The sequence below is a fragment of the Agathobaculum faecis genome, from assembly GCF_014287995.1.
Taxonomy (GTDB): domain Bacteria; phylum Bacillota; class Clostridia; order Oscillospirales; family Butyricicoccaceae; genus Agathobaculum; species Agathobaculum ammoniilyticum.
Map to the genome: position 1 here is coordinate 62612 of NZ_JACOPL010000008.1, position 22290 is coordinate 84901.

Sequence of the window (22290 nt, forward strand, 5' to 3'; positions counted from 1 at the left end):
AAGAGGGAGGAAAGACCGTTTCGGTCTTTCCTCCCTCTGCTGTCAGTCATTACAGCGCCGCAGCGCGCCTGCAGTGGTCGACAAAGATATCCCCTACCGCGCCCAATTCGCCCAGGCCATACAGATGGGTCTGCACCTGATAGCCCTCGCTCTCCAGGCGGCTCTTCCAACTATCCTCTCCCTCCCCCGCCAGGTCGTTGTGCGCATGGTCGCCTGCAACGATCATCAGCGGCGCAAGGTGAACCTGCGCGATCTCGCGCTGGTGCAGGCGGGACAGCACATAGTCAAGATGCGGGAATCCCTCGACCGTGCCGACATACACACGCTCCGCGCCGTGGTAGCGGAACGTGTTTTCCACCAGCGCGTACGCCGCGTTTGCCGGATGCGCAGAGCCATGCCCCATAAAGAGATAGGCCTCGTCCCTGTCGAGCCGGGGCATGCGGGCGAGCAGGGCTTCGGTCAGGCGCAGATAGTCGCCCGTCCCCCACAGCAGTGGGTCGCCCGCCAACAGCTTCTCAAAACGGCCGCAGAACGGCCGAAGTTGGCGCAGCATCTTTTCATACTCCTGTCCGAAAATGACATGCAGGCTTTGGCACCGCACCTCATCGTAGCCCGCCGCCGCGAGCCGCTCCAGCAGCTCCTCCGGCTGCGGGATATGCACACCCTCCTCCCGCTCGATCCTGCGCGCTACCATCTCCGAGGTAAACGACCGGTAAAAATCATGCGTCGGGAACGCGCACCGCAGCCGCTCCTCCAGCTTTTCAATCGCACGGCGCGCCTCCGGCCAGGCCGTGCCGAAGCTGACGACCACCAGCGCTTTTTTTCCCATATTTAAAATCCCTCCCGTTCAATCAACTGGTACAGCAGCGCGTTGACGATGGCCGCCGCGACGTTCGAGCCGCCCTTCCTTCCCCGCGCGATGATATACGGCGTCTGCCCGCCGATAAAAAGCTCCTTTGCCTCGACCACGTTGACAAAACCGACCGGCACGCCAATCACAAGCGCGGGCGACACCGCCCCCTCCGCGATCAGCTCGTGCAGCCGGATCAGCGCTGTCGGCGCGTTCCCAACGGCGAAAATGAGCGGGCCGTCCAGCAGCGCGGCATACTCCATCGAAACCGCCGCGCGCGTCACGCCGCGCGCCCCTGCCGCGCGCGCCACGGCCCCATCCGCCATATAGCAGACCGCCCGCCCGCCGAGCGCCTGCAGAGCGCCCTTATTCACGCCCGCCAGCGCCATATTCGTATCGGTCACGACGGTCGCGCCCGAAGCCAGCGCTTCCCTGGCCTGTCCGACCGCGCCGGGCGAAAAAGCGAGGCTGTCCGCGTAGTCGAAATCCGCCGTTGTGTGGATGACCCGCTTGACCACTTCGGACTCCCCATCCGGAAACGTCCGCTCCCCCAGCTCGGCCGTGATAATGGCAAAGGAGCGTTTTTCGATATCCTGCGGCCGCATGTGTCCATTCAAAATTCGATCCCCTCCCGCGCGGCCACGCCGCGGTCGAACGGATGGCGGCGGGCGGCCATTTCCGTGATATAATCGGCGCGCGCGCACAGCGCTTCCGAGGGGCCGCGGCCAGTCATCACCACCTCTAATGTTTCCGGCCGTCCGTCCAGGAACGCCAGCACTGCCCGCTCCTCCAGGAAGCCGCAGGATACTGCCGCGCACACCTCGTCCAGCACGAGCAGGCGCGCGCCCTCGCGCACGGCAAAGCCCGCCGCCGCCTCAAACATGCGGGATACCGCGTCGGCGGTCCGGCGCTTCTCCTCCTCCGTCATCTGGAAGGAGAACTTACCCACCGGATTGGCCGCCAGCACGGTCACGTTTTTCAGCCCCGCCAGCGCGCGGCACTCGCCCGACGTCCCGTCCTTCAAAAACTGCGCGAACACCACCCTGCCGCCATGCCCCGCGCACCGCACAGCCAGCCCGACCGCGGCGGTCGTTTTTCCTTTCCCTTCGCCGCAATACAAATGAATCAGCCCTTTCATCCGTTTCCCTCCAGTATCCGGTAAATATACCCCATATCCAGCGCCCGCCGCACGGTATCCGCCAGCAGGTCGTACTGTCTTTCCTTATATCGCGCCGTGTCGCAAGCCGTGTCTGCCAGCGTCACGCCCCTGCGCGCGGCCAGCGCCTGCACCAGCGCCTGCGCCGCGTCCGGCATGTCGAACAGGCCGTGCAGATAGGTGCCGTAAGCGCTGTCCGCCTGGCACCCGTCCCAGAACGACGTTCCGTCCGCGCGCGTCAGCCGGATCAGCGGCAGGGCGCCCGCGTCCAGCGCGGTTTCGCCCATATGGATCTCATAACCGGACGCGCCCGCGCCCGATAAGCCGCGCAGCACGCCCCCGACCGTACCGAACGCGCCGCTTGCCTGCGCCGTGGTCTTGACCGGACGGAACACGGTTTCCACCGGCAGCAGCCCCAAGCCACGCATGACTCCGCCGCCCTCGGTGTTTTCCGGATCGGATACGGCGCGCCCCATCATCTGATAGCCGCCGCACACGCCGAACACCGGCACGCCCGCCGCGTGCCATTTGAGAAGCTGGGCTTCCATGCCGCTTTCACGCAGCCATTTCAGGTCCGCGAGCGTGGATTTGGTGCCGGGCAGCAGGATCAGGTCCGCGCCCTCGAGCTGCTCCGGCGCGCCGGCATAGCGCACACCCACTCCCTCAATCCGTTCGAGCGGGGAGAAATCCGTAAAGTTGGACAGCCTTGGCAGCCGCACGACCGCGATATCCACGAGCGCGGGCGCGCCGCACGCGTCCAGCCGCGCGGAAAGGCTGTCCTCATCGTCGATGTCGAACCGGCCATAGGGTACCACGCCGACGACCGGCTTGCCGGTCAGCCGTTCCAGTTGTGTCAGGCCCGGGCGCAGGAGCTCTACGTCGCCCCGAAATTTGTTGACGATCAGGCCCCTGACGCGCGCCTGTTCCTCCGCTTCAAGCAACGCCACCGTGCCGTACAGCGACGCGAACACGCCGCCGCGGTCGATGTCGCCCACCAGCAGCACCGGCGCGTCCACCAGCTTCGCCAGCCCCATGTTGACGATGTCGTCCTGCTTGAGGTTGATCTCCGCCGGACTGCCCGCGCCCTCGATCACAATGATATCGTACTCCGCCGCCAAGCTGTCGTAAGCGTCCCTGACGATCGGAAGCAGCGCCTTTTTTCCGCCCCAGTACTCGCGCGCCGTGCGGTTGCCGCACGCCTCCCCCATGACAACCACCTGCGAGCCGGTGTCGCTCGTCGGCTTGAGCAGGATGGGGTTCATCCGCACATCGGGCGGGATACCCGCCGCCTCGGCCTGCACAACCTGCGCGCGGCCCATCTCTTTCCCACCTGCGGTGATAAAGGAGTTGAGCGCCATGTTCTGCGATTTGAACGGCGCGACGCGGTACCCGTCCTGCCGGAAGATGCGGCACAGCGCCGCGCACAGCAGGCTTTTACCCGCGTTCGAGCAGGTCCCCTGCACCATGATGCACCTTGCCATCAACACCCCTCCTTTCGTATTGCGTCCAGCGCGGCGAACAGGCGCGCGGTATCGTCCCCGCTCCTGACCGCCGTGCGGTAATAGCCCGCGCCCAGGCCGCGGTAATTGGCGCAGTTCCGGATCAAAACGCCGCGCGCCGCGAGCTTTTCGTGCAGCGCCGCGTCCCCTGACCGGAACAACAGGAAGTTCGCTTCGCCCGGGCAGACGGCCAGCCCGCGCGCCGCAAGCCCGCCGGAGAGCCGCGCGCGTTCCTCCGCGATGCGCGCCGCAACCCGCGCGGCCCATTCCCGTTCGCCCGCCGCAGCCGCGGCACACGCCTGCGCGACCACCGATACGTTCCACGGCTGTCCCGCACGATACAGCGCTTCGATCAGACCAACGTCCGCAGTCATACACCAGCCGAAGCGCACGCCCGGCACCGCGAACAGCTTGGTATACGCCCGCAGCAGAATCAGATGCGGGCTGCCCGCCAGCAGACCTTTCAGCGTGTGCCGCGCCGCGTCCTGCAGGAAGTCTACAAAGCACTCGTCCACGATCAGGCGCGCGCCGGCGTCCGCGCACCGCGCCGCGACGGCGCGCAGCAGAGCCGGCTCGACCGTGCGGCCGGTCGGGTTATTGGGGTTGCACAGGTAGACCACGTCGGTTTCGGGCGTGATATCGGATAAAATGCGCTCCGTGACCGCAAAGCCCTCGTCTTCACGCAGATAATGGAAGCGGATATCCGCGCCCGCGAGCGTGCGCTCATACTCGGCGAACGCCGGCGCGGTGAGCAGCGCCCTGCGGGGGCGCAGCGCCGCCGCCAAGCGGTCGAGCACGTCCGCCGCGCCATTGCCGCAGTACAGGAAGCCGTCGGGGACGGCCTCGGCCGCGCCGATGGCGCGCCGCGCCGCGCGGCAGAACGGGTCGGGGTAGCGCGCGCAGTCCTCTATCGCCCTGTGCATCGCCTGCCTGACCCGCTCCGGAATGCCGAACGAGCTGATATTCGCGGACAGGTCAAGCGGTTCGCCGCCGTACCGCTCGGCATAGGAATACACATCACCGCCGTGTACATATTCCGGCATCGTCAGCCTCCTTTCCCTTATCCGAACGGCGGCCAGCCGGTGGTCAGCCGCACCGCTGCTCCAAGCGTCAGCGCCAGTGCTGACGCCGCTGTCATCAGATCCGCCGCGCGCAGGATATCGCTGCGGCTTATCTCCTTATCCGGATCGCCGAACGCCGCCTTTTTGACCGTTTTGCCAAAATAGCTCGCGTCCCCGCCCAGCCGGATATGCAGCGCGCCCGCGCAGGCCGCCTCGGTCTGTCCGGCGTTCGGGCTTTTGTGGTGGTTCCGGTCGCGACGGAAGATGCGCAGCGCGTTGCGGTTGTCCATGCCGAGCATGCCCGTACCCGCGATCAGGCATACTGCCGCCAGCCGCGCAGGGATAAAATTGAATATATCGTCCATGCGGGCGGAAAACTTGCCCAGATACTCGTATTGGTCGCTGTGGTAGCCGACCATGGAGTCCAGCGTGTTCACTGCCTTATACAGCAGGCCGAGCGGCGCGCCGCCGAGCAGCATATAGGCCAGCGGCGCAACCACGCCGTCGGTGGTGTTTTCCGCGATGGTCTCGACCGCAGCCTTGATGACGCCCTCCCGATCGAGCGCGCCGGTGTCGCGGCCGACATACATAGCGACCGCCTTGCGCCCCTCGTCCAGCGAGGCATCGAGCGCGGTATAAACGTGCCGCCCCGCGTCCGCCAGGCTTTTGCGCGCAAAAATCAGCCAGCAGAGCAGCGTCTCCGCGCCGAAGCCCAGCCAGAAGTGTACACCCCGCAGCCAGCGCAGCAGGAAGAGCGGCGCGGCAAAGCTCACCCCGCACACCACGAGCCACAGCAGCACGCCCGCTACGGTCTCGCCGCGCGGCGTTTTGGGGAACACCCGCCGCAGCACGCGCTCGCACCGCGTAATCAGCCGCCCAATCAGACACACGGGATGCAGGGCGCTGTTCGGGTCGCCCAGCACCCAATCGAGCACGAAGCCGAGCAGCACGGCGCAGGTCAAATACATGGTCTCTCTCCTTTAATATATTGCGGCAGGCCCGCGGTCACGCGCACAACCGCGTCCGCCTCCGCCGCGAGCGCGCAGCACAGCCGGCCGGCCGCCTCGCGCCAGGTTTCGTCCGCGCGGTCCATCGGCACGATGCCGCAGCCAACCTCGTCGCAGGTTACGGCGCAGCCGCGCAGCCCGCCGAGCAGCGCCATGGGGTCGCGTCCCGCGTCCAGCTCGTCCCGCACGCGCACGTGCAGGCCGGTGACCAACGGCAGGTTCGGATACAGCCGCGCGGCCAGCGCGGCCTTTCCCTGATGCGCGCCGCCGATGAGTAAAACCGTCACAGCACCATCCCTCCAAACGCGGCGCACACCAGCGCCAGCAGCTCCGCAAGTGAAATATAAAAACCGGCAAGATCGCCTGTGATGCCGCCGAAAACATGCACTGTCAAACGGCTATGCAGTATATACCACAGTCCGATCAGCACCAAATAGTGCATAGCGAATATGCCGTTCCCTGTACAATACAGCCACACCAGCAGCAGCACCTCCAGCGCTGCTTCCTCCAGCTTAAGCGTCATATCGACCGCCTTTTTATCGCTGTTTTCCGCAAAGATATGCGCAAGGCCGGTATCTTTGGCGCAGGGTATGGTCACGATCTTGCGTCCCCCGTCGGTACGCGCCACGGCAAACCCAACAAATACCACCGGCAAAAACTGCGGCGTTTGATAGATCTGCGCGAAGCACGCGGTCTCGGCCAGCAGGAACGCCGTCAGCCACAGCGGCCCGAACGCGCCCACATGCGGGTCCTTCAAGATCGCCAGCCGCTTTTCGCGGTCGCCGTAGGAGCAGAGCGCGTCGCAGGTATCGCACAGCCCGTCCAGATGGATGCCGCCTGACACTGCAAGCGGAATAAGCGCCGCGCCCACCGCGTAAAACAGTCCCGCCGCGCCGTATCGCGTACAGAACGCATGCCATACCCCCTCCAGCACGCCGATCAGCACGCCGACAAGCGGCAGAAAGGACAGCGCCCAGCGCATGGTCCGTTTTTCCCACCGCACCTGCGGCACGGGTACGGCGGAATACAGCGAAAACGCGACCAGCAGGCCGCTCCAGGCGCTTTTCAAATCCCTTTCTCCCCTTTCAGCGGCAGCAGGATGCCGCAGACCGATTCGTATACCGCGTCCGCACGCGCGGCAAGCGCGGCGTGCAGCCGCCCGAGCGTGCGGATATAGGCCGCGGTCTCGGGCGGGTAGGCCAGCCCGTCTGAAAACACCTCGTTCGATACGACGACCAGCGTTTCGCAGCAGTCTTGCAGGCGCGCGATGCCTGCAAGGGTGCTGCCGAACGCTGCCTCGCCCGCGCCCGCGGGATCGAACAGCTCGTTAGCGAGCAGGTTGCCCAGGTCCTCAAGCAGGATGCCGTCGTACCGCCGGGGCAGCTCCAGCCCCGCGAGGCCGAGCGGGCGTTCGACCGTTTCAAAGCCCTTGTCCCGCCGCAGGGCGCGGTGACGGGCGATACGCGTCTCCGCCGCCGCGCCAAACGGCTGCATGGTCGCCAGATATAAGCGCGCGCCCGCCGCGGACGCGCACAGCAGCCGCTCCGCGTGTGCGGATTTGCCGCTCGCCGCGCCGCCGGTGACCAATATCAGCATAAAAACGCTCCTTTCTCCCTGCCGGATGGACCAGCCCGCCGCCCTCATGCCTGCGGCGTATAGGCTTCGATGCCGGTTTCCGCGAAGCTGACCATGCCATCGTACGCCGCCAGCGTCAGGTCGAGCAGGCTGACCGCTGCGACCGCACCCGTCCCCTCGCCCAGCCGCAGGCCGGCCGCGATCATCGGCGTTTTCCCCAGCCGCTCCAGCAGGAGCTTTCCCGCCGGCTCCTCCGGCCGGTGCGCTGCGATCAGGTAATCGCCCGCCGCGGGACACAGCCGCACGGCGAGCAGCGCCGCCGCACACGAAATCACACCGTCCAGCACAGCGGGCAGGCCGCAGGCCGCCGCGCCGAGGTACAGCCCCGCCAGCCCCGCGATATCCAGCCCGCCGACCTTGTGCAGCACGTCCATCGGGTCGTCCGGATCCGGCCGGTGCAGGGCGAGCGCGGTCTGGATCACGCACACCTTGCGCGACAGGCCCGCAGAGGACAGACCCGCGCCACGTCCGGTGACCGTATACACATCCGCACCGGTGAGCGCGGCGGTCACGGCCGCGCTGGTCGTGGTATTGCCGATGCCCATTTCACCGCCGCACAGCAGGCGGTATCCGTCCGCCGCGCACTGCTCCGCCAGGCTGATGCCGGTCTCCACCGCGCGCACCGCCTCCTCCCGCGTCATGGCGGGCTGTTCCAGCAGGTCCGCCGTGCCGTACCGCACCTTGCGCCGCAGGATGCGGTCGCCCTGCACATCGCGCGCCACGCCGATATCGACGGGAAACGCATCCATGCCGATCCGCCGCGCCATCAGGCAGACGGTGGACTGCCCGCGCCCCATGTTTTCGGCCACCACGGCCGTGACCTCCTGCCCGCACTGGGTCACGCCCTCCGCGACCACGCCGTTATCCGCGCAGAACACCACCACGGCGCGCCGGCCGATTTCTGGCCGACCCGTGCGCTGGATGCCCGCCAGCTGCACCACCGCCTCCTGCAGCAGCCCGAGGCTGCCGAGCGGCATAGCGATATCGGAAAAGCGGCGGCGCGCCGCGTCCATGCTCTCCCCGCACAGCGGCCTGACCAAAGCGATTGTTTGTTCCAGCGTCATCTCCTGTCCCTCCATTCTGCACATTTGCGCACAAAATTTTCCGCGACTGGGGCGGCCGCCCCGAAATACAGATGCGGAAAGCCCGCGTACAGCGTCTCCGACGCATGGATGCAGTCCCACGCGCGGCCGTTCGGCTTTTCCGCTCGGAACGCGTACCCTGCATCGTCCGACTGCGCATAGTGGAACTCGTGCGCGCGCAGGCTCTCCCCCGCGCAGCACAGCAGGTTGTCCCGCTGGGCGGTCAGAGTCACATAGCCGAACGGCTGGAGCTTCTCCGTCATGCGCGCGTCCGCATCCAGCACGCCGGCCATTGGACATCCGTTCAGCGTGCGGTGCAGGTACAAAAAGCCACCGCACTCCGCCACCGTGGGCAGGCCGCCCTGCACCGCCGCGCGGACGCTATCCCGCATGGTGCAGTTGGCGGCGAGCTTTGCCGCGTGCAGCTCGGGGTAACCCCCGCCGAGGTACAGGCCGTCGACCGCCCGGGGCAGCTTTTCATCCGTGAGCGGCGAGAATTCGATGAGCTCCGCACCGAGCGTGCGCAGGATGTCCAGATTTTCCGCATAATAAAAGCAGAACGCCCGGTCGCGCGCGACCGCGATGCGCACCGGCCTATCCACGGCTGGGACAGGCCGCGCGCTTTCCCCAGTGAGCGGCGGCGCAGAACGCGCGAGGGCCAGCAGCCCGTCGAGGTCAACCCCCTGTTCGGCCGCGTCCGCGAGGCGGTCGAGCTTGCCTTGCAGCCCGCTGACCTCGTCCGCGGCCAGCAGACCGAGATGGCGGCTCGGAACCACCGCTTCCGGCACGGGCGGCAGAAAGCCATAGACCCGCAGGCCCGCCTGCTCCGCAACCGCCCTGTAAAACGGGTACATCGCCTGTGATATCCCGTTCAGCAGCACGCCGCACAGGGTGTTGGGTGCAAAGTCCCGAAAGCCCCGCAGCACCGCGGCCAGGGAAAGCGACTGCCCCCCCGGCCGCACGATGAGCACGGCGGGCGTATCGGTCGCGCGCGCGAGGTGCGCCGCCGAGGCGCGGTCGGTCGCGCCCGATCCGTCCAGCACGCCGTCATAAAAGCCCATGACACCCTCGATCACTCCCAGCCCGTCCGGCGGAGTGTGCCGCGCAAGCTGGCCACGCACCGCCGCCGCCTCTGCAAAAAACAGGTCGAGGTTGCGGCTCGGCACGCCGAGCGCGGCGGTGTGGAACATGGGGTCGATGTAATCCGGCCCGCACTTGAAGGCCGCGAGCGGCACGCCGCGCCGCTGGAACGCGCGCAGCAGCGCGCTGGTCACGGTGGTCTTGCCGCAGCCCGAGCCGGTACCCGCCAGCAGCAGGCGGGGCGCATTACTCTGCATGGCCGTCCCCTTTCCCCGACAGGATAAACACCGGATTGTTCGCAGTCATCATGGTATACGGTCCGACCACCCGGCCGCGCGCGGCGGCAAGCTGGACGACCTCGATCTCCGCGAAACCCAGCTCCGCCAGCGCGGCCTGCGCCGCGTGCAGCGTTTCCAGCGCGATGGCGTTGACTGCCACGCGCACGGCTGGATTCTTACGCTTTGCGGCTTGCAAAATGCACCGCATCGCGCCGCCGCTCCCGCCGACGAACACGCAGTCAGGCGCGGGCAAGGCTTCGAGCGCCGCCGGCGCCGCGCCATCGATAATGCGCACATTATACCCGCCGAGCCTGCGGCGGTTTTCCCCGAGCAGCTTTACCGCGTCCGCGCTCCGCTCGACCGCATACACCAGCCCGTCGGACGCACGCCGCGCCAGCTCAAGCGTTACCGCGCCCGTGCCTGCGCCCACGTCCCACACGGTGTCGCGCGGCTGCACCGCGAGCTTGGATACGGACACCCAGCGCACCTCCTCCTTGGTCATGGGTACGTCCCCGCGTGCCAGCATCGCGTCACGCACCGGCTCGCGGGCGTTTGCCGCGTCCGGATGCTCGATCAGCAGCACGGCCAGGCCGCCGCAGGGCTTGCCCGCCAGCACCGCCGCCGCGCCGGTCTCGATGCGCTCGTCCGCCGCGCCGAGGTTTTCGCCCAGGTGTACGGTCAGGCCGCCCAGATCCGCGTCCGCGAGCGTCTGGCACACGATAGGCGCGGCCTGCGCGCCTCCCGTAAGCACAAAGGTCCTTTTGTGGTAGCTCACCGCGCCGAGGATGCTGCCCGCGCGGCCGTGCAGGCTGCGCACACACACATTGTCATACGGCGCGCCCAGCTTTGCGCAGAAATACTGCAGGCTGGACAGGCCGGGTACCAGCTGCACCGTGCCGTGCGGCGCAAGCTGTCCGCGCAGCCGTGCGGCTGCGCTGAAAAAGCCCACGTCGCCCGACACCAGCACGGCAGCGGTCTGCGCACCCGCCGCAACAGCCTGCGCCGCCAGCCGGTCGAATGGACAGACCGCCGCGCGGCCGCACACCGCCGCCAGCCGTGCGGTAGCGAACACCGTATCGGATGCGTCAAGCACGCGTCGGGCTTCGCCGGTCAGCCCGTCCGGCGCGCCCATCCCCACGCCGACAATATAGAATGTGCGGGACATAAAACACCTCTTTGCAACCGGAGTGTTGGAACGTCTTTTCGTATAGGATGCTTTTGAAGCCCTCTATGCGAGCGCAGCAATACTCTCCTCCACCGCCTGCACCGTGCAGGCCAGGTCGTTCTGTGTGTGCGCCGAGGAAACGAACATGGCTTCGAACTGGCTGGGCGCAAGATACACCCCTCGCAATAACATCTCATTAAAATACTTTGCGTATAATTTTGTGTTGCTTTCCTGAGCGGCGGCAAAGCAGTCCACCGGCTGTTCTGTAAAATACGGACACAACAGCGAACCGATCTGGTTGACCTGCAGAGCCACGCCATGCCTTTTCGCGCTCTCGCGCAGGTGGTTGGCGATATACCGTGCCCCGGTCTCCATCACCGTGTACACCTCGGGATGGTCGGCCAATATCGTAAGCTGCGCCAGCCCCGCCGCCATCGCGACAGGATTGCCGGACAGCGTACCCGCCTGATACACTGGCCCGCAGGGCGCGACCTGCTCCATCAGCGCGCGGCTGCCCGCGTATGCGCCGACCGGCATGCCGCCGCCGATAATCTTGCCGAACGTAACCAAGTCGGCGCGCACGCCAAAATATTCCTGCGCGCCGCCCGCCGCCAGTCGGAAGCCGGTGATGACCTCGTCAAAAATGAGCAGGCTGCCGTGCTTGTCGCACAGGCGGCGCAGTCCCTGCAAAAAGCCGTCCTTCGGCGGGACGACGCCCATATTCGCCGCGACCGGCTCGACAATCACCGCCGCGACCTGATTCGGGTTGGCATCCAGCAGGCGCTCGACCGAGGCAAGGTCGTTGTACTGCGCCATCAGCGTATCCTGCGCCGCGCCGCGCGTGACTCCCCTGGAATCCGGCTCGCCCTGCGTGAGCGCGCCGCTGCCCGCGCCGACCAGCATCGCGTCTGAATGGCCGTGGTAGCAGCCCTCAAACTTGATCAGCTTGTCCCGTCCAGTCGCGCCGCGCGCCAGACGCACCGCGCTCATCACCGCCTCGGTGCCGCTGTTGACCATGCGCACCATCTCGATGTGCGGCACCATCCCAATCATCTTTTCGGCCATCTCTACCTCGAGGGCGGTCGGCGCGCCGAAGGACAGTCCGCACACCATGCGGTCGTACACCGCTTTCAAAATATCCGGATGGCTGTGGCCGAGCACCATCGGCCCCCAGGAGCCGACATAGTCAATATATTCCAGCCCGTCCTCGTCCAGCACGTGACTGCCCAGGCCCTTGACGATAAAGCGCGGCCTGCCGCCCACCGCGCGGAACGCGCGCACAGGCGAGTTGACCCCGCCGGGCAGCACCTTTTGCGCGCGTTCAAACCATTCCTCCGATCTGGTCATCAGCCGATATCCCCTTTCCGGATCGCGTCCGCCAGCTCGGGCGCATAGTAGGTGATCAGGATGTCCGCGCCCGCGCGGTAGATGCACACCGCGCTCTCGCACATCACGCCGTATTCGTCGATCAGGTCGGCCTTTGCCGCCGCTTTTATCATCGCGTATTCGCCGGACACCTGATACGCCGCAACCGGCAGGTCGAACCGCTGCCTGCACCGGTACATCAGGTCGAGATAAGGCATGGCGGGCTTGATCATCAGGATATCCGCGCCCTCGGCCGCATCGAGCGCGCATTCGCGCATGGCCTCGCGGCCGTTGTGCGGGTCCATCTGGTAGGAGCGCCGGTCGCCGAACGCAGGCGCGGAGCCTGCCGCCTCCCGAAACGGCCCGTAAAAGGACGACGCGTATTTGGCGGCATAGGACATGATGGGTACATGGATAAAGCCGTTCTCATCCAGCGCCCTGCGGATGGCCGCGACGCGGCCGTCCATCATGTCGCTCGGCGCGACCATGTCCGCGCCCGCGCGCACATGGCTGACCGCTGTTTTCGCCAATACCTCGAGCGTTTTGTCATTGTCCACGTCATGACCGCACAGGATGCCGCAATGCCCGTGCGAGGTATACTCGCACATGCACACGTCGGTGACGATATACATTTCAGGGGCGAGCGCCTTGATTTTGCGAATGCCCTGCTGGACCACGCCGTTTTCATCCCACGCGGACGAGCCGCGCTCATCCTTATGCGCGGGCAGGCCGAACAGGATGACGCGGGACACGCCGTGCGCGTGCGCCCGCTCGACCATGCGCCCAAGCTGGTCGGGCGAATAGTGGTACTGGCCGGGCAGGGATGGGATCTCCTCATAAACGCCCTCCCCTTCGATCACGAACACCGGCCAGATCAGGCTTTCGGGGGAAATGCGCGTTTCGCGCACCAGCCGGCGCAGGTTATCCGACGCGCGCAGGCGGCGGGGGCGGATGGTTTGGTCAAACATATTCTTATACTCCCTCCAATAAACAGGCGATCATATCCTCTATCGTCGCGTTTGCCGCGACTTTTACGTTCATCCCATATCGGCGGGCGGCCTGTGCGGTCTGCCCGCCGATGCACAGCGCGGTAAAGCCGGCGCAGCCCGCCGCACCCACCGCCTGCACGAAGCCCTCGACCGTGGACGCGCTGGTAAAGGTCACAACGTCCGCCGCGCCCTGTTCCAGCAGGGCGCGTATGGCATCCGCCTTCTCACAGCGGTACACGGTGTCGTACAGCGGCACGTCGGTCACGCGCACGCCCGCGGCGGCGAGCTTTTCGGGCAGCAGACGCCCGCCCTGCGCCGCGCGTAGCAGCAGCGCCGCGCCGCCCTGCGGCATCGCACTGATCAACGCGTCCGCGAGATGCGCCCCGTCGTACTGCCTGGGGAGGAGGTCAGCGGTCAGACCACAGTCCGCGAGCGCGTCCGCCGTGCCGCGGCCGATAGCGGCCAGCTTCATCCCGTACAGCGCGCGCAGGTCGCGTCCGAGCGCGCGCAGCGCGTGTACCGCCGCCTGCACGCCCGCCGGACTGGTGAACACCGCCCAGTCGTGGCGCTGGTCGAGCGCATCCGCCAGCGGCCGCGTGTCCGTGCGCTCGACCGTCTCGATGCACGGCGCTTCGGTCACCTCCGCCCCCAGCGCGCGCAGGCGCGCGGCGAGCGTTCCCGCCCGCCCGCGCGGCCGAGTCACGACCACGGTCTTCCCGTGCAGCGGCAGGGACGTGAACCAGTCGAGCGTATCGCTCAGGCCGCACACCCTGCCCACGACGATGAGCGCTGGGCTGCGAAGCCCCGCCGCGCGCACTCGGTCCGCCAAGCCGGCGATCGTCGCCACCACCTTACGCTGGGTGCCGCGCGCGCCATTTTCAATTACGGCGGCGGGCATATCAGGCGCGATGCCGGCGGTCAGCAGGCCATCCGTCACCTGTTCGAGCGCGGACAGTCCCATGAGAAAGACCAGCGTACCGTCCAGCCGCACCAGGCTCGCAAAGTCAATTTTGAGCGCCCTGCCCGCGCGCGCATGCGCGGTGACGATATGCACGGACGAGCAGCAATCGCGGTGCGTGACCGGAATGCCTGCAAACGCGGGCGCGGCGAACGCGCTCGTCACCCCTGGAATCACACGGAACGGCACGCCGTTTTCCCGCAGGTATTCGCACTCCTCGCCGCCGCGGCCGAACAGGTAGCAATCCCCGCCCTTGAGCCGCACAACGGTTTTGCCCTGCCGCGCCAGACATACCAGTATCTCGTTGATCTGATCCTGCGGCACGGGATGCCGCCCGCTCTCCTTGCCCACGTCCACGCGCACGGCGTGCAGCGGGAGCAGGTCGAGCACGCTCCCGTCCACCAGCCGGTCGTATACGACCGCGTCCGCTTGGGCGATCGCTTCCGCGCCCGCAAGCGTGAGCAGCCCGCGCCCGCCCGGACCCGCGCCAACCAGCGTTACTGTTCCTGTCATAGCGCTCCCTCCGCCTGTGTCCGAAGCTGCAGGGCGAGAGAGCGGCCGAGCGACGCGGCCTGCTCCCGCCGCCCTGTGACCGCACCGCGCACCACGGTCCGCTCGTCCGCAGTGACATACAGCCCGTGCAGATGGAGATATGCCCCTTCGGCCTCGGCATATGCCGCCACCGGCGCGAAGCATCCCCCGCCGAGCGTGCGGATGAACGCCCGTTCGGCCAGCGCGCAAACGCGCGCGTCCGCGTCGTCCAGCAGGCGCGCCGCGCCCTCCAACTCCCCCGCGCGGCCCTGCACGGCCAGAATACCCTGCCCTGCCGCGGGCAGCAGCTCGTCCGGTGAAAAATACCGCGTGATGCGCTCCTGCAGCCCCAGACGATGCAGCCCCGCCGCAGCAAGCACGAGCGCGCCGTATTCGCCGCTGTCGAGCTTTTGCAGCCGCGTTTGCACGTTGCCGCGCACCGGCCTGACCGCGATCTCTGGAAACAGCGCCGCAAGCTGCACGCGCCGCCGCGCCGATGCACAGCCGATGGGCTTTGTTTTGTCCCACGCGCCGCTCTGCGGCAGCACCAGCGCGTCCCGCGCGTCCGCGCGGCGGGTATACGCGACCAGCGGTAACCCCGCCGGCTGTTCCATCGGCACATCCTTCAGGCTGTGTACCGCCAGGTCGATGCGCCCCTGGGCCAGCGCGCAGTCAAGCTCCTTGACGAACAGCCCCTTGCCGCCCACCTGGTCGAGCGTTTTATCCATGATCCTGTCGCCCGTGGTCTTCATGGTAATCAGCTTGCAGTCCCCAAGCGCACGGCAGACCTCCTCGGCCTGCACGACCGCGAGGCGGCTGTCACGGCTTCCTACTTTAATCATCAAATTCCTCCAATACCGCGCGGATGCGCTTTGCCGCCGCAGCCGTTTTGCCGTGCGCCGAGCCGTCCGACACCACGCCCACGGTCAGCCCGCCGCCCTCGCAGACGGCGGGAAAGAAAAAGGTGGACGCCGCCGCGCAGTCGGCCACGCTGCACGGGATATCCCGTGCAGCGCAGTCCCGCGCGATGCGGCGGTTGACCGTCCGGTCGTCCGTCGCCGCGACTGCCAGAAAAGCCCCCGAAAGATCGCTTTTCTCATAGCCGCGGCAGTGGGTCAGGCCCACGCACGCCCTGTCCTCGGGCGCGACGGTGACGACCCGCGCGCCGAACCGCCTGAGGACGCCGATGCGCCGCGCGGCGATCCTGCCCGCGCCGAACACCACGCAGGTTTTGCCCGCAAGCGATACGAACAGCGGAAAGCGAGGCAGGCTCTCCCTCTGCGCCCGAGCTGGTCCTGCCAGCCCGAGCTTGCCCGCCAGATACGCCTGCATCTCCTCCAGCGTACGGCCGTTTTCCGCGCACGGGCGCGCCACGACCAGCACAGTCACACCGGTTTCGCGCGCGGCAGACAGCTTTTCCGCGAACCCGCCGGACGCGCCGGTATCCTTGGTGACCAGGATGGTCGCGCCGGTCTGCCGCAGCAGGGCGGCGTTCATCTCCCGCGAAAACGGCCCCTGCATGGCGATGATGTGCGCGCCCGCAAAGCCGAGCGCCGCGCATTTTTCCAGCACCGGCACGCTGGGCAGCACGCGCGGATACAGGCGCTCCCGCCAGCCCTCGACCGCAGTGTACGCTTCCAGCTCCTTGCTGCCGGTGGTCAGCAGCACCTTGCCCGGGTGCGCGTTCAGCCAAGCGACCGCCGCCGCCGTATCGGGTACGGCGGCCACGCCCGCCGCGTCCAGCGCGGGGCGGAGCAGGCGCTCATACTGCGCGCCGGTCCTGGCGCACGCCGCACGCAGATTATCGGTCACGGCGGCGGCGTAAGGGTGCGTCGCGTCCACCAGCAGCGTTTCCGCGTCCACCAGCGCCGCGATCCCGTCCGCGTCCAGCCGCCCCTCGTGCACGGCGACGCCGGGCATCGGCTCCATGACCGCCGCGCCGTATTCGGTGGCAACGTATACGTCCGCCACCGCGCCGCGCGCAGACAGGAAACGGCAGAGCGCATGCCCCTCGCTCGTGCCGGAAAAAACGACCAGCCTCATACGCCCCGATACCCCCGCGGTGTGACCATACGGCCGTTCACCACGCGCGTGCGGCTGTTGCCGATGAGCACCGTGGTCAGCATATCGGCCGCGGTGTCCCGCAGCGCGCCCAGCGTGGTCAGCGTATGGCTTTCGCCCACGCGGCCGACGCTGCGCGCCAGCCCGCACACGGTTTCCGGCGGCAGGGTCTCGAGCAGGATATCGCAGGCGCGGCGCAGATGGCTGGTGCGCGTTTTGCTGCCGGGGTTATAAAGCGCGATGCAAAAATCGCCCGCCGCCGCGCCGCGCAGCCGCTTTTCAATGACCTCCCACGGGGTGAGCAGGTCGGAGAGCGACACGCATGCAAAGTCGCCGGTCAGCGGCGCGCCCAGCGCCGCGCCGCCCGCGCAGGCCGCCGTGACGCCGGGGATAATCTCGACCTCGATCGCCGGATCGTCCCCGCACACCTCGAGCAGCAGGCCGGCCATCCCATACACGCCCGCGTCTCCGGACGAGACGACCGCGACCGTCCTGCCCGCCCGCGCCGCGTCGCGCGCCGCAGTGCAGCGGTCGACCTCCTTTGTCATGCCGGTCTGGATGCGCTCCTTGCCCTCGATCAACTCCGCAATCAGGTCGAGGTACAGCCCATAGCCCGCCACGCAGTCGCACTTCTCCAGCGCGCGCGCAGCGCGCAGCGTCATCTGCTCCACGCCGCCCGGCCCAATCCCGATACAATACAGCTTCATCTGCCGCTCCCCTTTCTGATATGCGCCAGGCACGCCCGCATGGCTTCGGCGTCCACCTTATCCTTCATACCGCCCAGCATCAGGTCGACGGTCTTGTTCACCGCCAGCTCGGCCAAGCCGTCCATATCTCCGTCCGCGTACAGGGCGCCGTAGGCGTGGTCGAAGCGCAGGCGGTCGAGCGCGGTATCCTTGACCGCGGCAATCAGGGGCAGCGCCTGCCGGTAGGCATGCCACTCGTAAAACGCCCGCTCCTCTTCCTCCAGGATACGCGCGGCAGCAGCACGTGCCGCCGCGTTATGGTCTCCCAAGTCGCCCAAATCATCCAGATTGAGCAGCGTCACGCGCCCGTCCTGTCCCACCGCCTGCTCGATATCGCGCGGCATGGCCAAGTCGAGCAGCAGGCGCGGCGGCTGAGCCATCGCCGCCACCTGCACGGCGGTCAGGGTGAAATGCGGGCTTGCCGTTGCGCTCACTGCGAGGTCCGTGCCCTCGAGCGCCTCGCACCGCGCGTCATACGGCCAGGTGTCGCAACCCGCGGGGACGACGGTTTCGCCGTGGCGGTAGCTGCGCAGCGTCACCGTCACCGCGCAGCCGCGCGCACGCAGCGCGGCCGCGGCCAGCCGGCCGATCTCCCCATTGCCGATCACGACCGCGCGCCGGCCCGCGAGCGAGCCGAAAAAACCTTCCGCGCACCGCGCGCCGGCCTCTGCCGCGGACACGGGTACGCCGGTGAGCCGTGTCTCCGCGCGCACACGCTTGCCCGCCGTGACAGCGTGCCGGAACAGGGTGTCCAGCACGCTGTCCGCGGTTCGCGCTTCGCGCGCGAGCGCCGCCGCATCCCGCACCTGGGAGATAATCTGATCGTCGCCGAAGATCTGGCTTTCCAGCCCCGCCGCGACCGAAAACAGGTGGCGCGCCGCATCCCGTCCCGTGCGGGAAACGCTCAGCGGACGGTACGCCGCCGCGTCAAAGCCCGCCGCGCGCGCCAGCACCGCCAGCGGGTCGGGCGGGGTGCCGGCCGCCCCGTGCAGGTACAGCTCGGTGCGGTTGCAGGTCGCGAGCAGCACGCAGCCCGCTACGCCCTCCGCCGCCGCGATGCATGGCAAAAGCGCCTGCACCCGACCGCGTACAAACGACACCCTCTCCCGTTTTTCGATCGGCGCATGAACAAAGTCAATGCCCGCCATCCTCAGCTCCACAACAGCAGTCCTCCCCATCTCGTCTTATCCGTCAAACCGCGCGCGCCACGACCGCTCCGCAAGCGCCACAGCCACGCCGTCCCGCGCGGTCTTGCGGCACAGCAGTCGTCCGCCGCCTGTCGCGCACACCGCCGCCCGCTCGCACACGTTATCCACACCCACGGCCTGCTCGACAAAGGCGGACGGGGTAAAGTCCCCCGTCGTCCGCCGCAGCTTTTCTGCGGAAAAGAACGCAAGCGACAGGCCGTTCTGTACGCCGAACAGCAGCAGTCCCGGCTCGTCCCGTTTCACGTCGATGCTCGCCGCGCCGCATACCGCGCCGCGCGGCACGCCCGCCGCGCCCAGCGCCGCCCGCACCGCCGCCTCGATCCGTTCCACGGGCGTCCCCCGCCGGCAGCCGATGCCGATATGCACAAGGCGCGGTACCAAGTGCAGGGTATGCGCGAACGGCGCGGCCTTTGTGTCGTAGCTGATCGCGAAGCCGCTCTCCGCGTCGGCCTGCAGGCTGATGTGCGCGGGCAGCCGCCCGTCCACCGGAAAATCCGACCGCACGCCCACCGTCTCGCCGCGCAGCAGCGCGCCGGACACATATTTAATTTGCTGCGGGTCCACCACCACACAGCCGTGCGCCCTGGCCCAGGTATCCACCGCGAACACCTCGCGCCCGTCGGTCGCGGTGGTGATGACCGCCTGCGCGCCAAGGCCGTCCGCCAGGCGCTCTGCTATCGCGTTCGCACCGCCGAGGTGGCCGGACAGGAGCGGGATGACGAACCTTCCCGCCTCGTCGATCACGATGACCGCCGGATCGTACGCTTTTCCCATCAGATACGGCGCGACCGCGCGCACCGCGATGCCCGCCGCGCCCACGAATACAATCAGGTCGCAGTCCACCATCGCCTGCTGCGCAAAGCGCGCAAGGCTCGTGCCGGACAGCGAAAGGTCTACCGTGCGGGCATACCGCTCGCAGCGGAAATCCGGCAGGAACGCCGCGCACCGCGCCGCGGTCTGCGCCCCGGCGGCGGTAAAGGACACCAGCTTCGCGTGCTTCATCGGCTCGCCTCGCGGAAGCCGGTGGCGAACGACGGATCGTACAGCCGAGAGCGATCGTACTCCTCCCCCAGAAAGCCGCCGACCGTGATGAGCGCGGTTTTGGTGATGCCCGCGCGCGCGCCGGCCTCGGCCAGCCCCGCCACCGTGGTGTGGACGATCCTCTCATCCGGCCAGGTCGCCTTGTAGACGATCGCCGCCGGCGTGTCGGGCGCGTAGCCGCCCGCGAGCAGCCGCTGGGACAGCTTTTCGAGCTGCCCCGCCGATAGGAAAACCACCATGGTCGCGCCATGCGCGGCAAGGGCTTCGATCCGCTCGCTTTCCGGCACGGGCGTGCGCCCTTCCATGCGGGTCAGGATAACCGTCTGGCTGACGTTCGGCAGGGTGTACTCGGCGCGGAGCGCCGCCGCCGCGCCGCAGAACGAGGATACGCCTGGGCAGACTTCATAGTCCAGCCCCAGGCGGTCGAGCGCGTCCATCTGCTCGCGGTGCGCGCCGTACACACACGGGTCGCCCGTGTGCAGACGCACGACGGTCTGGCCCGCCCGCGCCGCGGGCGCCATCACCGCGATTACCTCCTCGAGCGTCATCCTCGCGCTGTCGTACACCGCGCAGCCCCGCTTTTTATAGTCCAGCAGCGCGGGGTTGACCAGCGAGCCGGCATAAACGATGACATCCGCCTCGCCCAGCAGGCGCGCGCCGCGCACGGTGATCAGGTCGGGCGCGCCCGCGCCCGCGCCGACAAAATAGATCATGCCTTATCCTCCTTGACCAGAATAATGGAAAAATATCCGGTCGGGTCGTCCAGCGTATCCAGCTCGGACACGATGCGTTCGCCTTTCATGCCGCACCGCTCAACGAGCGCGGCGTTCTGTAGCACGCCGCGCGCGGCCAGCCTGTCGCGCACCTCGAGTATAGCCTTTCCCGCCTTCATCAGCACTTTGCCGCCCGGCAGGTCGAGCGCCGCGTCCAACGCGCCGTGCGACGCGGGAATGATGTGCAGCATCTCGTCGTCCTCGCACAGCGCGCGGCCGAGCGCGGCCGCCGCCGCACAGAACGAGGGGACGCCGGGTACCATTTCCACCGCGTACCCCCGCGCGGCGACGCGCCGGTGGACATACCAGCAGGTTGAGTACACAGACGGGTCGCCCAAGGTGAGGAACGCAACCGTTTTTCCCTCATCCAGCAAAGCGCAGATGGTGTCCGCGGCACGATCATGGCTGGCGTCCCGAGCCGCGCGGTCGCGCGTCATCGGCATATCGCAGTGAAGCACCGGCTTGTCCCCGATATACTCTGCCGCGATCGCCAGCGCGGCCTGCTCGCCCGCACCCGCCCGCGGCACAGCCACCACGTCGCTTTCCTGAATCACGCGCACCGCTTTGACAGTCAGCAGTTCGGGGTTCCCCGGCCCCACACCCACGCCGTACAGCTTTCCTTTGCTCATACATCCTCCCTCAGCTTCCCGCACAGGCGCCGCGCGTCCGGCGATTCCGCCAGCACGCCGTACTGTCCTGTAAACATGATAAACGCCCCATGCGCCCGCTGTTTCAGCCGACGCGCGAGCCGTTCCTCCATCGCTTTTCCAATGCGGGCGAGCACCGGCTCTCGCAGGCCGGCCTTGTCCAGCGCCGCAACGCACGCATCCACCGAGACCGCCTCCATCAGCGCCGCGAGCGTATCCTGTCCCGCCCCGCACAGCGCCGCGTGCGCGGTGAAGATCTCCTGCCGCCCGTCCGCGACCGAGGAGTGGGTGTTCATCCCTCCGGCCGCCAGCTTGACCAGCTTTCCCGCATGGCCGACCAGCAGGATATCCGGATAGCCGCGGTAAACCGCGTGGTCGAGCGCCTCCCCGATAAAATTTGAGCATTTGACCGCGCGCCCCAGCTCCAGGCCCAGCGTGTCCCGCGCGAAATCCGCGCCGTAGTTTCCCGGACACAGGAACGCGATGCGCTGTCCCTGCGCGTACAGGCTGTCCAGCTCAAGCCGGATGGTATCGACCAGCGCCTTTTCGCTCATGGGTTCCACGATGCCGCTCGTACCCAGAATGGAGATGCCACCCACCACGCCCAGATGCCTGTTGTAGGTCTGTTCTGCCAGCGCCGCGCCGTTTTCTGCAGAAAGGATAACCGAAAAGCCGCCCGCATAACCCGCTTCCCGCGCGGCTCGGGCGACCGCCGCCGCGATCTGCGCGCGCGGCCCCGGGTTGATCGCCGCCTCGCCCACCGGCACGGAAAGGCCGGGCTTTGTCACCCGTCCCACGCCCGCGCCGCCGTCAATCGTGACACCGCCAGCCGCGCGGCGCACCGCCGCTGAAATACGCACGCCATTGGTAACGTCAGGGTCGTCGCCCGCGTCCTTGCGCACCGTGCAGACCGCCGCGCCACCTTCCAGATGCGGCCCCTCTACCGGCAGGGAAAACAACACTCCCCCCGGCGTTTCCAGCCGGATCACAGCGGGCGCCTGCCCTGTCAGCAGCAGCAGCGCAGCCGCCTGCGCGGCCGCCGCTGCGCAGGAGCCGGTCGTCCAGCCGCGCCGCAACGCCTGCCCGCCGCTGTACGCTATGGTATTTCCCCGCACAGACGGCCCTCCTTTCCGCAAAGCATCCTTGATGAAAGGTAAG

Annotated in this window: 23 protein-coding genes; all 23 read right to left on the reverse strand. The window is 67.6% G+C overall.

Features of this window, described 5'->3' with window-relative positions:
- Positions 1-49 precede the first annotated feature (49 nt).
- Positions 50-829 (reverse strand): sirohydrochlorin cobaltochelatase, encoded by a 780-nt coding sequence (locus H8S45_RS09740; protein ID WP_054326982.1) that lies wholly within the window; start codon positions 827-829, stop codon positions 50-52.
- 2 nt (positions 830-831) lie between these two features.
- The gene (locus tag H8S45_RS09745; RefSeq protein WP_107631608.1) at positions 832-1455 is read right to left on the reverse strand and encodes a precorrin-8X methylmutase; all 624 of its coding nucleotides are present in this window, start codon (positions 1453-1455) and stop codon (positions 832-834) included.
- 8 nt (positions 1456-1463) lie between these two features.
- Positions 1464-1988, reverse strand: a complete 525-nt coding sequence (locus H8S45_RS09750; RefSeq protein ID WP_054326983.1) for a cob(I)yrinic acid a,c-diamide adenosyltransferase — start codon at positions 1986-1988, stop codon at positions 1464-1466.
- Positions 1985-3487 carry a cobyric acid synthase gene (locus H8S45_RS09755; RefSeq protein WP_054326984.1) on the reverse strand — a complete coding sequence of 501 codons (1503 nt, stop codon included), beginning with the start codon at positions 3485-3487 and terminating at the stop codon, positions 1985-1987. Before H8S45_RS09755 ends, H8S45_RS09750 begins: the two co-directional genes overlap by 4 nt.
- Positions 3487-4548 (reverse strand): pyridoxal phosphate-dependent aminotransferase, encoded by a 1062-nt coding sequence (locus tag H8S45_RS09760; RefSeq protein ID WP_054326985.1) that lies wholly within the window; start codon positions 4546-4548, stop codon positions 3487-3489. Before H8S45_RS09760 ends, H8S45_RS09755 begins: the two co-directional genes overlap by 1 nt.
- Positions 4549-4565: 17 nt before the next feature.
- Positions 4566-5534, reverse strand: coding sequence for an adenosylcobinamide-phosphate synthase CbiB (cbiB, locus tag H8S45_RS09765; RefSeq protein WP_054326986.1), 969 nt, complete (start codon positions 5532-5534; stop codon positions 4566-4568).
- Positions 5525-5860 carry a bifunctional adenosylcobinamide kinase/adenosylcobinamide-phosphate guanylyltransferase gene (locus tag H8S45_RS09770; protein ID WP_054326987.1) on the reverse strand — a complete coding sequence of 112 codons (336 nt, stop codon included), beginning with the start codon at positions 5858-5860 and terminating at the stop codon, positions 5525-5527. Before H8S45_RS09770 ends, cbiB begins: the two co-directional genes overlap by 10 nt.
- The gene (locus H8S45_RS09775) at positions 5857-6642 is read right to left on the reverse strand and encodes an adenosylcobinamide-GDP ribazoletransferase (protein ID WP_054326988.1); all 786 of its coding nucleotides are present in this window, start codon (positions 6640-6642) and stop codon (positions 5857-5859) included. The genes H8S45_RS09770 and H8S45_RS09775 overlap by 4 nt, the downstream gene beginning before the upstream one ends.
- Entirely contained in the window at positions 6639-7169 is a 531-nt protein-coding gene (locus H8S45_RS09780; protein ID WP_054326989.1) for a bifunctional adenosylcobinamide kinase/adenosylcobinamide-phosphate guanylyltransferase, read from the reverse strand. The genes H8S45_RS09775 and H8S45_RS09780 overlap by 4 nt, the downstream gene beginning before the upstream one ends.
- A gap of 44 nt (positions 7170-7213) precedes the next feature.
- Positions 7214-8272, reverse strand: a complete 1059-nt coding sequence (cobT, locus tag H8S45_RS09785) for a nicotinate-nucleotide--dimethylbenzimidazole phosphoribosyltransferase (protein ID WP_147574498.1) — start codon at positions 8270-8272, stop codon at positions 7214-7216.
- A complete protein-coding gene (locus H8S45_RS09790; protein ID WP_147574499.1) occupies positions 8269-9627 on the reverse strand; it encodes a cobyrinate a,c-diamide synthase in 1359 nt (452 codons plus the stop codon). Before H8S45_RS09790 ends, cobT begins: the two co-directional genes overlap by 4 nt.
- A complete protein-coding gene (gene cbiT, locus H8S45_RS09795; protein ID WP_107631602.1) occupies positions 9617-10813 on the reverse strand; it encodes a precorrin-6Y C5,15-methyltransferase (decarboxylating) subunit CbiT in 1197 nt (398 codons plus the stop codon). The genes H8S45_RS09790 and cbiT overlap by 11 nt, the downstream gene beginning before the upstream one ends.
- A 63-nt stretch (positions 10814-10876) precedes the next feature.
- On the reverse strand, positions 10877-12160 hold the full coding sequence (gene hemL, locus H8S45_RS09800; RefSeq protein WP_107631601.1) for a glutamate-1-semialdehyde 2,1-aminomutase: 1284 nt from the start codon (positions 12158-12160) through the stop codon (positions 10877-10879).
- Positions 12160-13146 (reverse strand): porphobilinogen synthase, encoded by a 987-nt coding sequence (gene hemB / locus H8S45_RS09805; protein ID WP_054326992.1) that lies wholly within the window; start codon positions 13144-13146, stop codon positions 12160-12162. The genes hemL and hemB overlap by 1 nt, the downstream gene beginning before the upstream one ends.
- A 4-nt stretch (positions 13147-13150) precedes the next feature.
- Entirely contained in the window at positions 13151-14638 is a 1488-nt protein-coding gene (gene cobA / locus H8S45_RS09810; protein WP_054326993.1) for a uroporphyrinogen-III C-methyltransferase, read from the reverse strand.
- Positions 14635-15498, reverse strand: a complete 864-nt coding sequence (gene hemC / locus H8S45_RS09815) for a hydroxymethylbilane synthase (protein WP_054326994.1) — start codon at positions 15496-15498, stop codon at positions 14635-14637. Before hemC ends, cobA begins: the two co-directional genes overlap by 4 nt.
- Entirely contained in the window at positions 15491-16699 is a 1209-nt protein-coding gene (gene cobK / locus H8S45_RS09820) for a precorrin-6A reductase (RefSeq protein ID WP_107631599.1), read from the reverse strand. The genes hemC and cobK overlap by 8 nt, the downstream gene beginning before the upstream one ends.
- On the reverse strand, positions 16696-17424 hold the full coding sequence (cobJ, locus tag H8S45_RS09825; RefSeq protein WP_054326996.1) for a precorrin-3B C(17)-methyltransferase: 729 nt from the start codon (positions 17422-17424) through the stop codon (positions 16696-16698). Before cobJ ends, cobK begins: the two co-directional genes overlap by 4 nt.
- A complete protein-coding gene (gene hemA / locus H8S45_RS09830) occupies positions 17421-18623 on the reverse strand; it encodes a glutamyl-tRNA reductase (protein WP_054326997.1) in 1203 nt (400 codons plus the stop codon). The genes cobJ and hemA overlap by 4 nt, the downstream gene beginning before the upstream one ends.
- Before the next feature lie 24 nt (positions 18624-18647).
- Positions 18648-19673 carry a cobalt-precorrin 5A hydrolase gene (locus H8S45_RS09835; protein ID WP_107631598.1) on the reverse strand — a complete coding sequence of 342 codons (1026 nt, stop codon included), beginning with the start codon at positions 19671-19673 and terminating at the stop codon, positions 18648-18650.
- Entirely contained in the window at positions 19670-20425 is a 756-nt protein-coding gene (cobM, locus tag H8S45_RS09840) for a precorrin-4 C(11)-methyltransferase (protein ID WP_054326999.1), read from the reverse strand. The genes H8S45_RS09835 and cobM overlap by 4 nt, the downstream gene beginning before the upstream one ends.
- The gene (gene cobI / locus H8S45_RS09845; protein WP_147573734.1) at positions 20422-21114 is read right to left on the reverse strand and encodes a precorrin-2 C(20)-methyltransferase; all 693 of its coding nucleotides are present in this window, start codon (positions 21112-21114) and stop codon (positions 20422-20424) included. The genes cobM and cobI overlap by 4 nt, the downstream gene beginning before the upstream one ends.
- On the reverse strand, positions 21111-22247 hold the full coding sequence (cbiD, locus tag H8S45_RS09850; RefSeq protein WP_054327001.1) for a cobalt-precorrin-5B (C(1))-methyltransferase CbiD: 1137 nt from the start codon (positions 22245-22247) through the stop codon (positions 21111-21113). The genes cobI and cbiD overlap by 4 nt, the downstream gene beginning before the upstream one ends.
- Positions 22248-22290 lie beyond the last annotated feature (43 nt).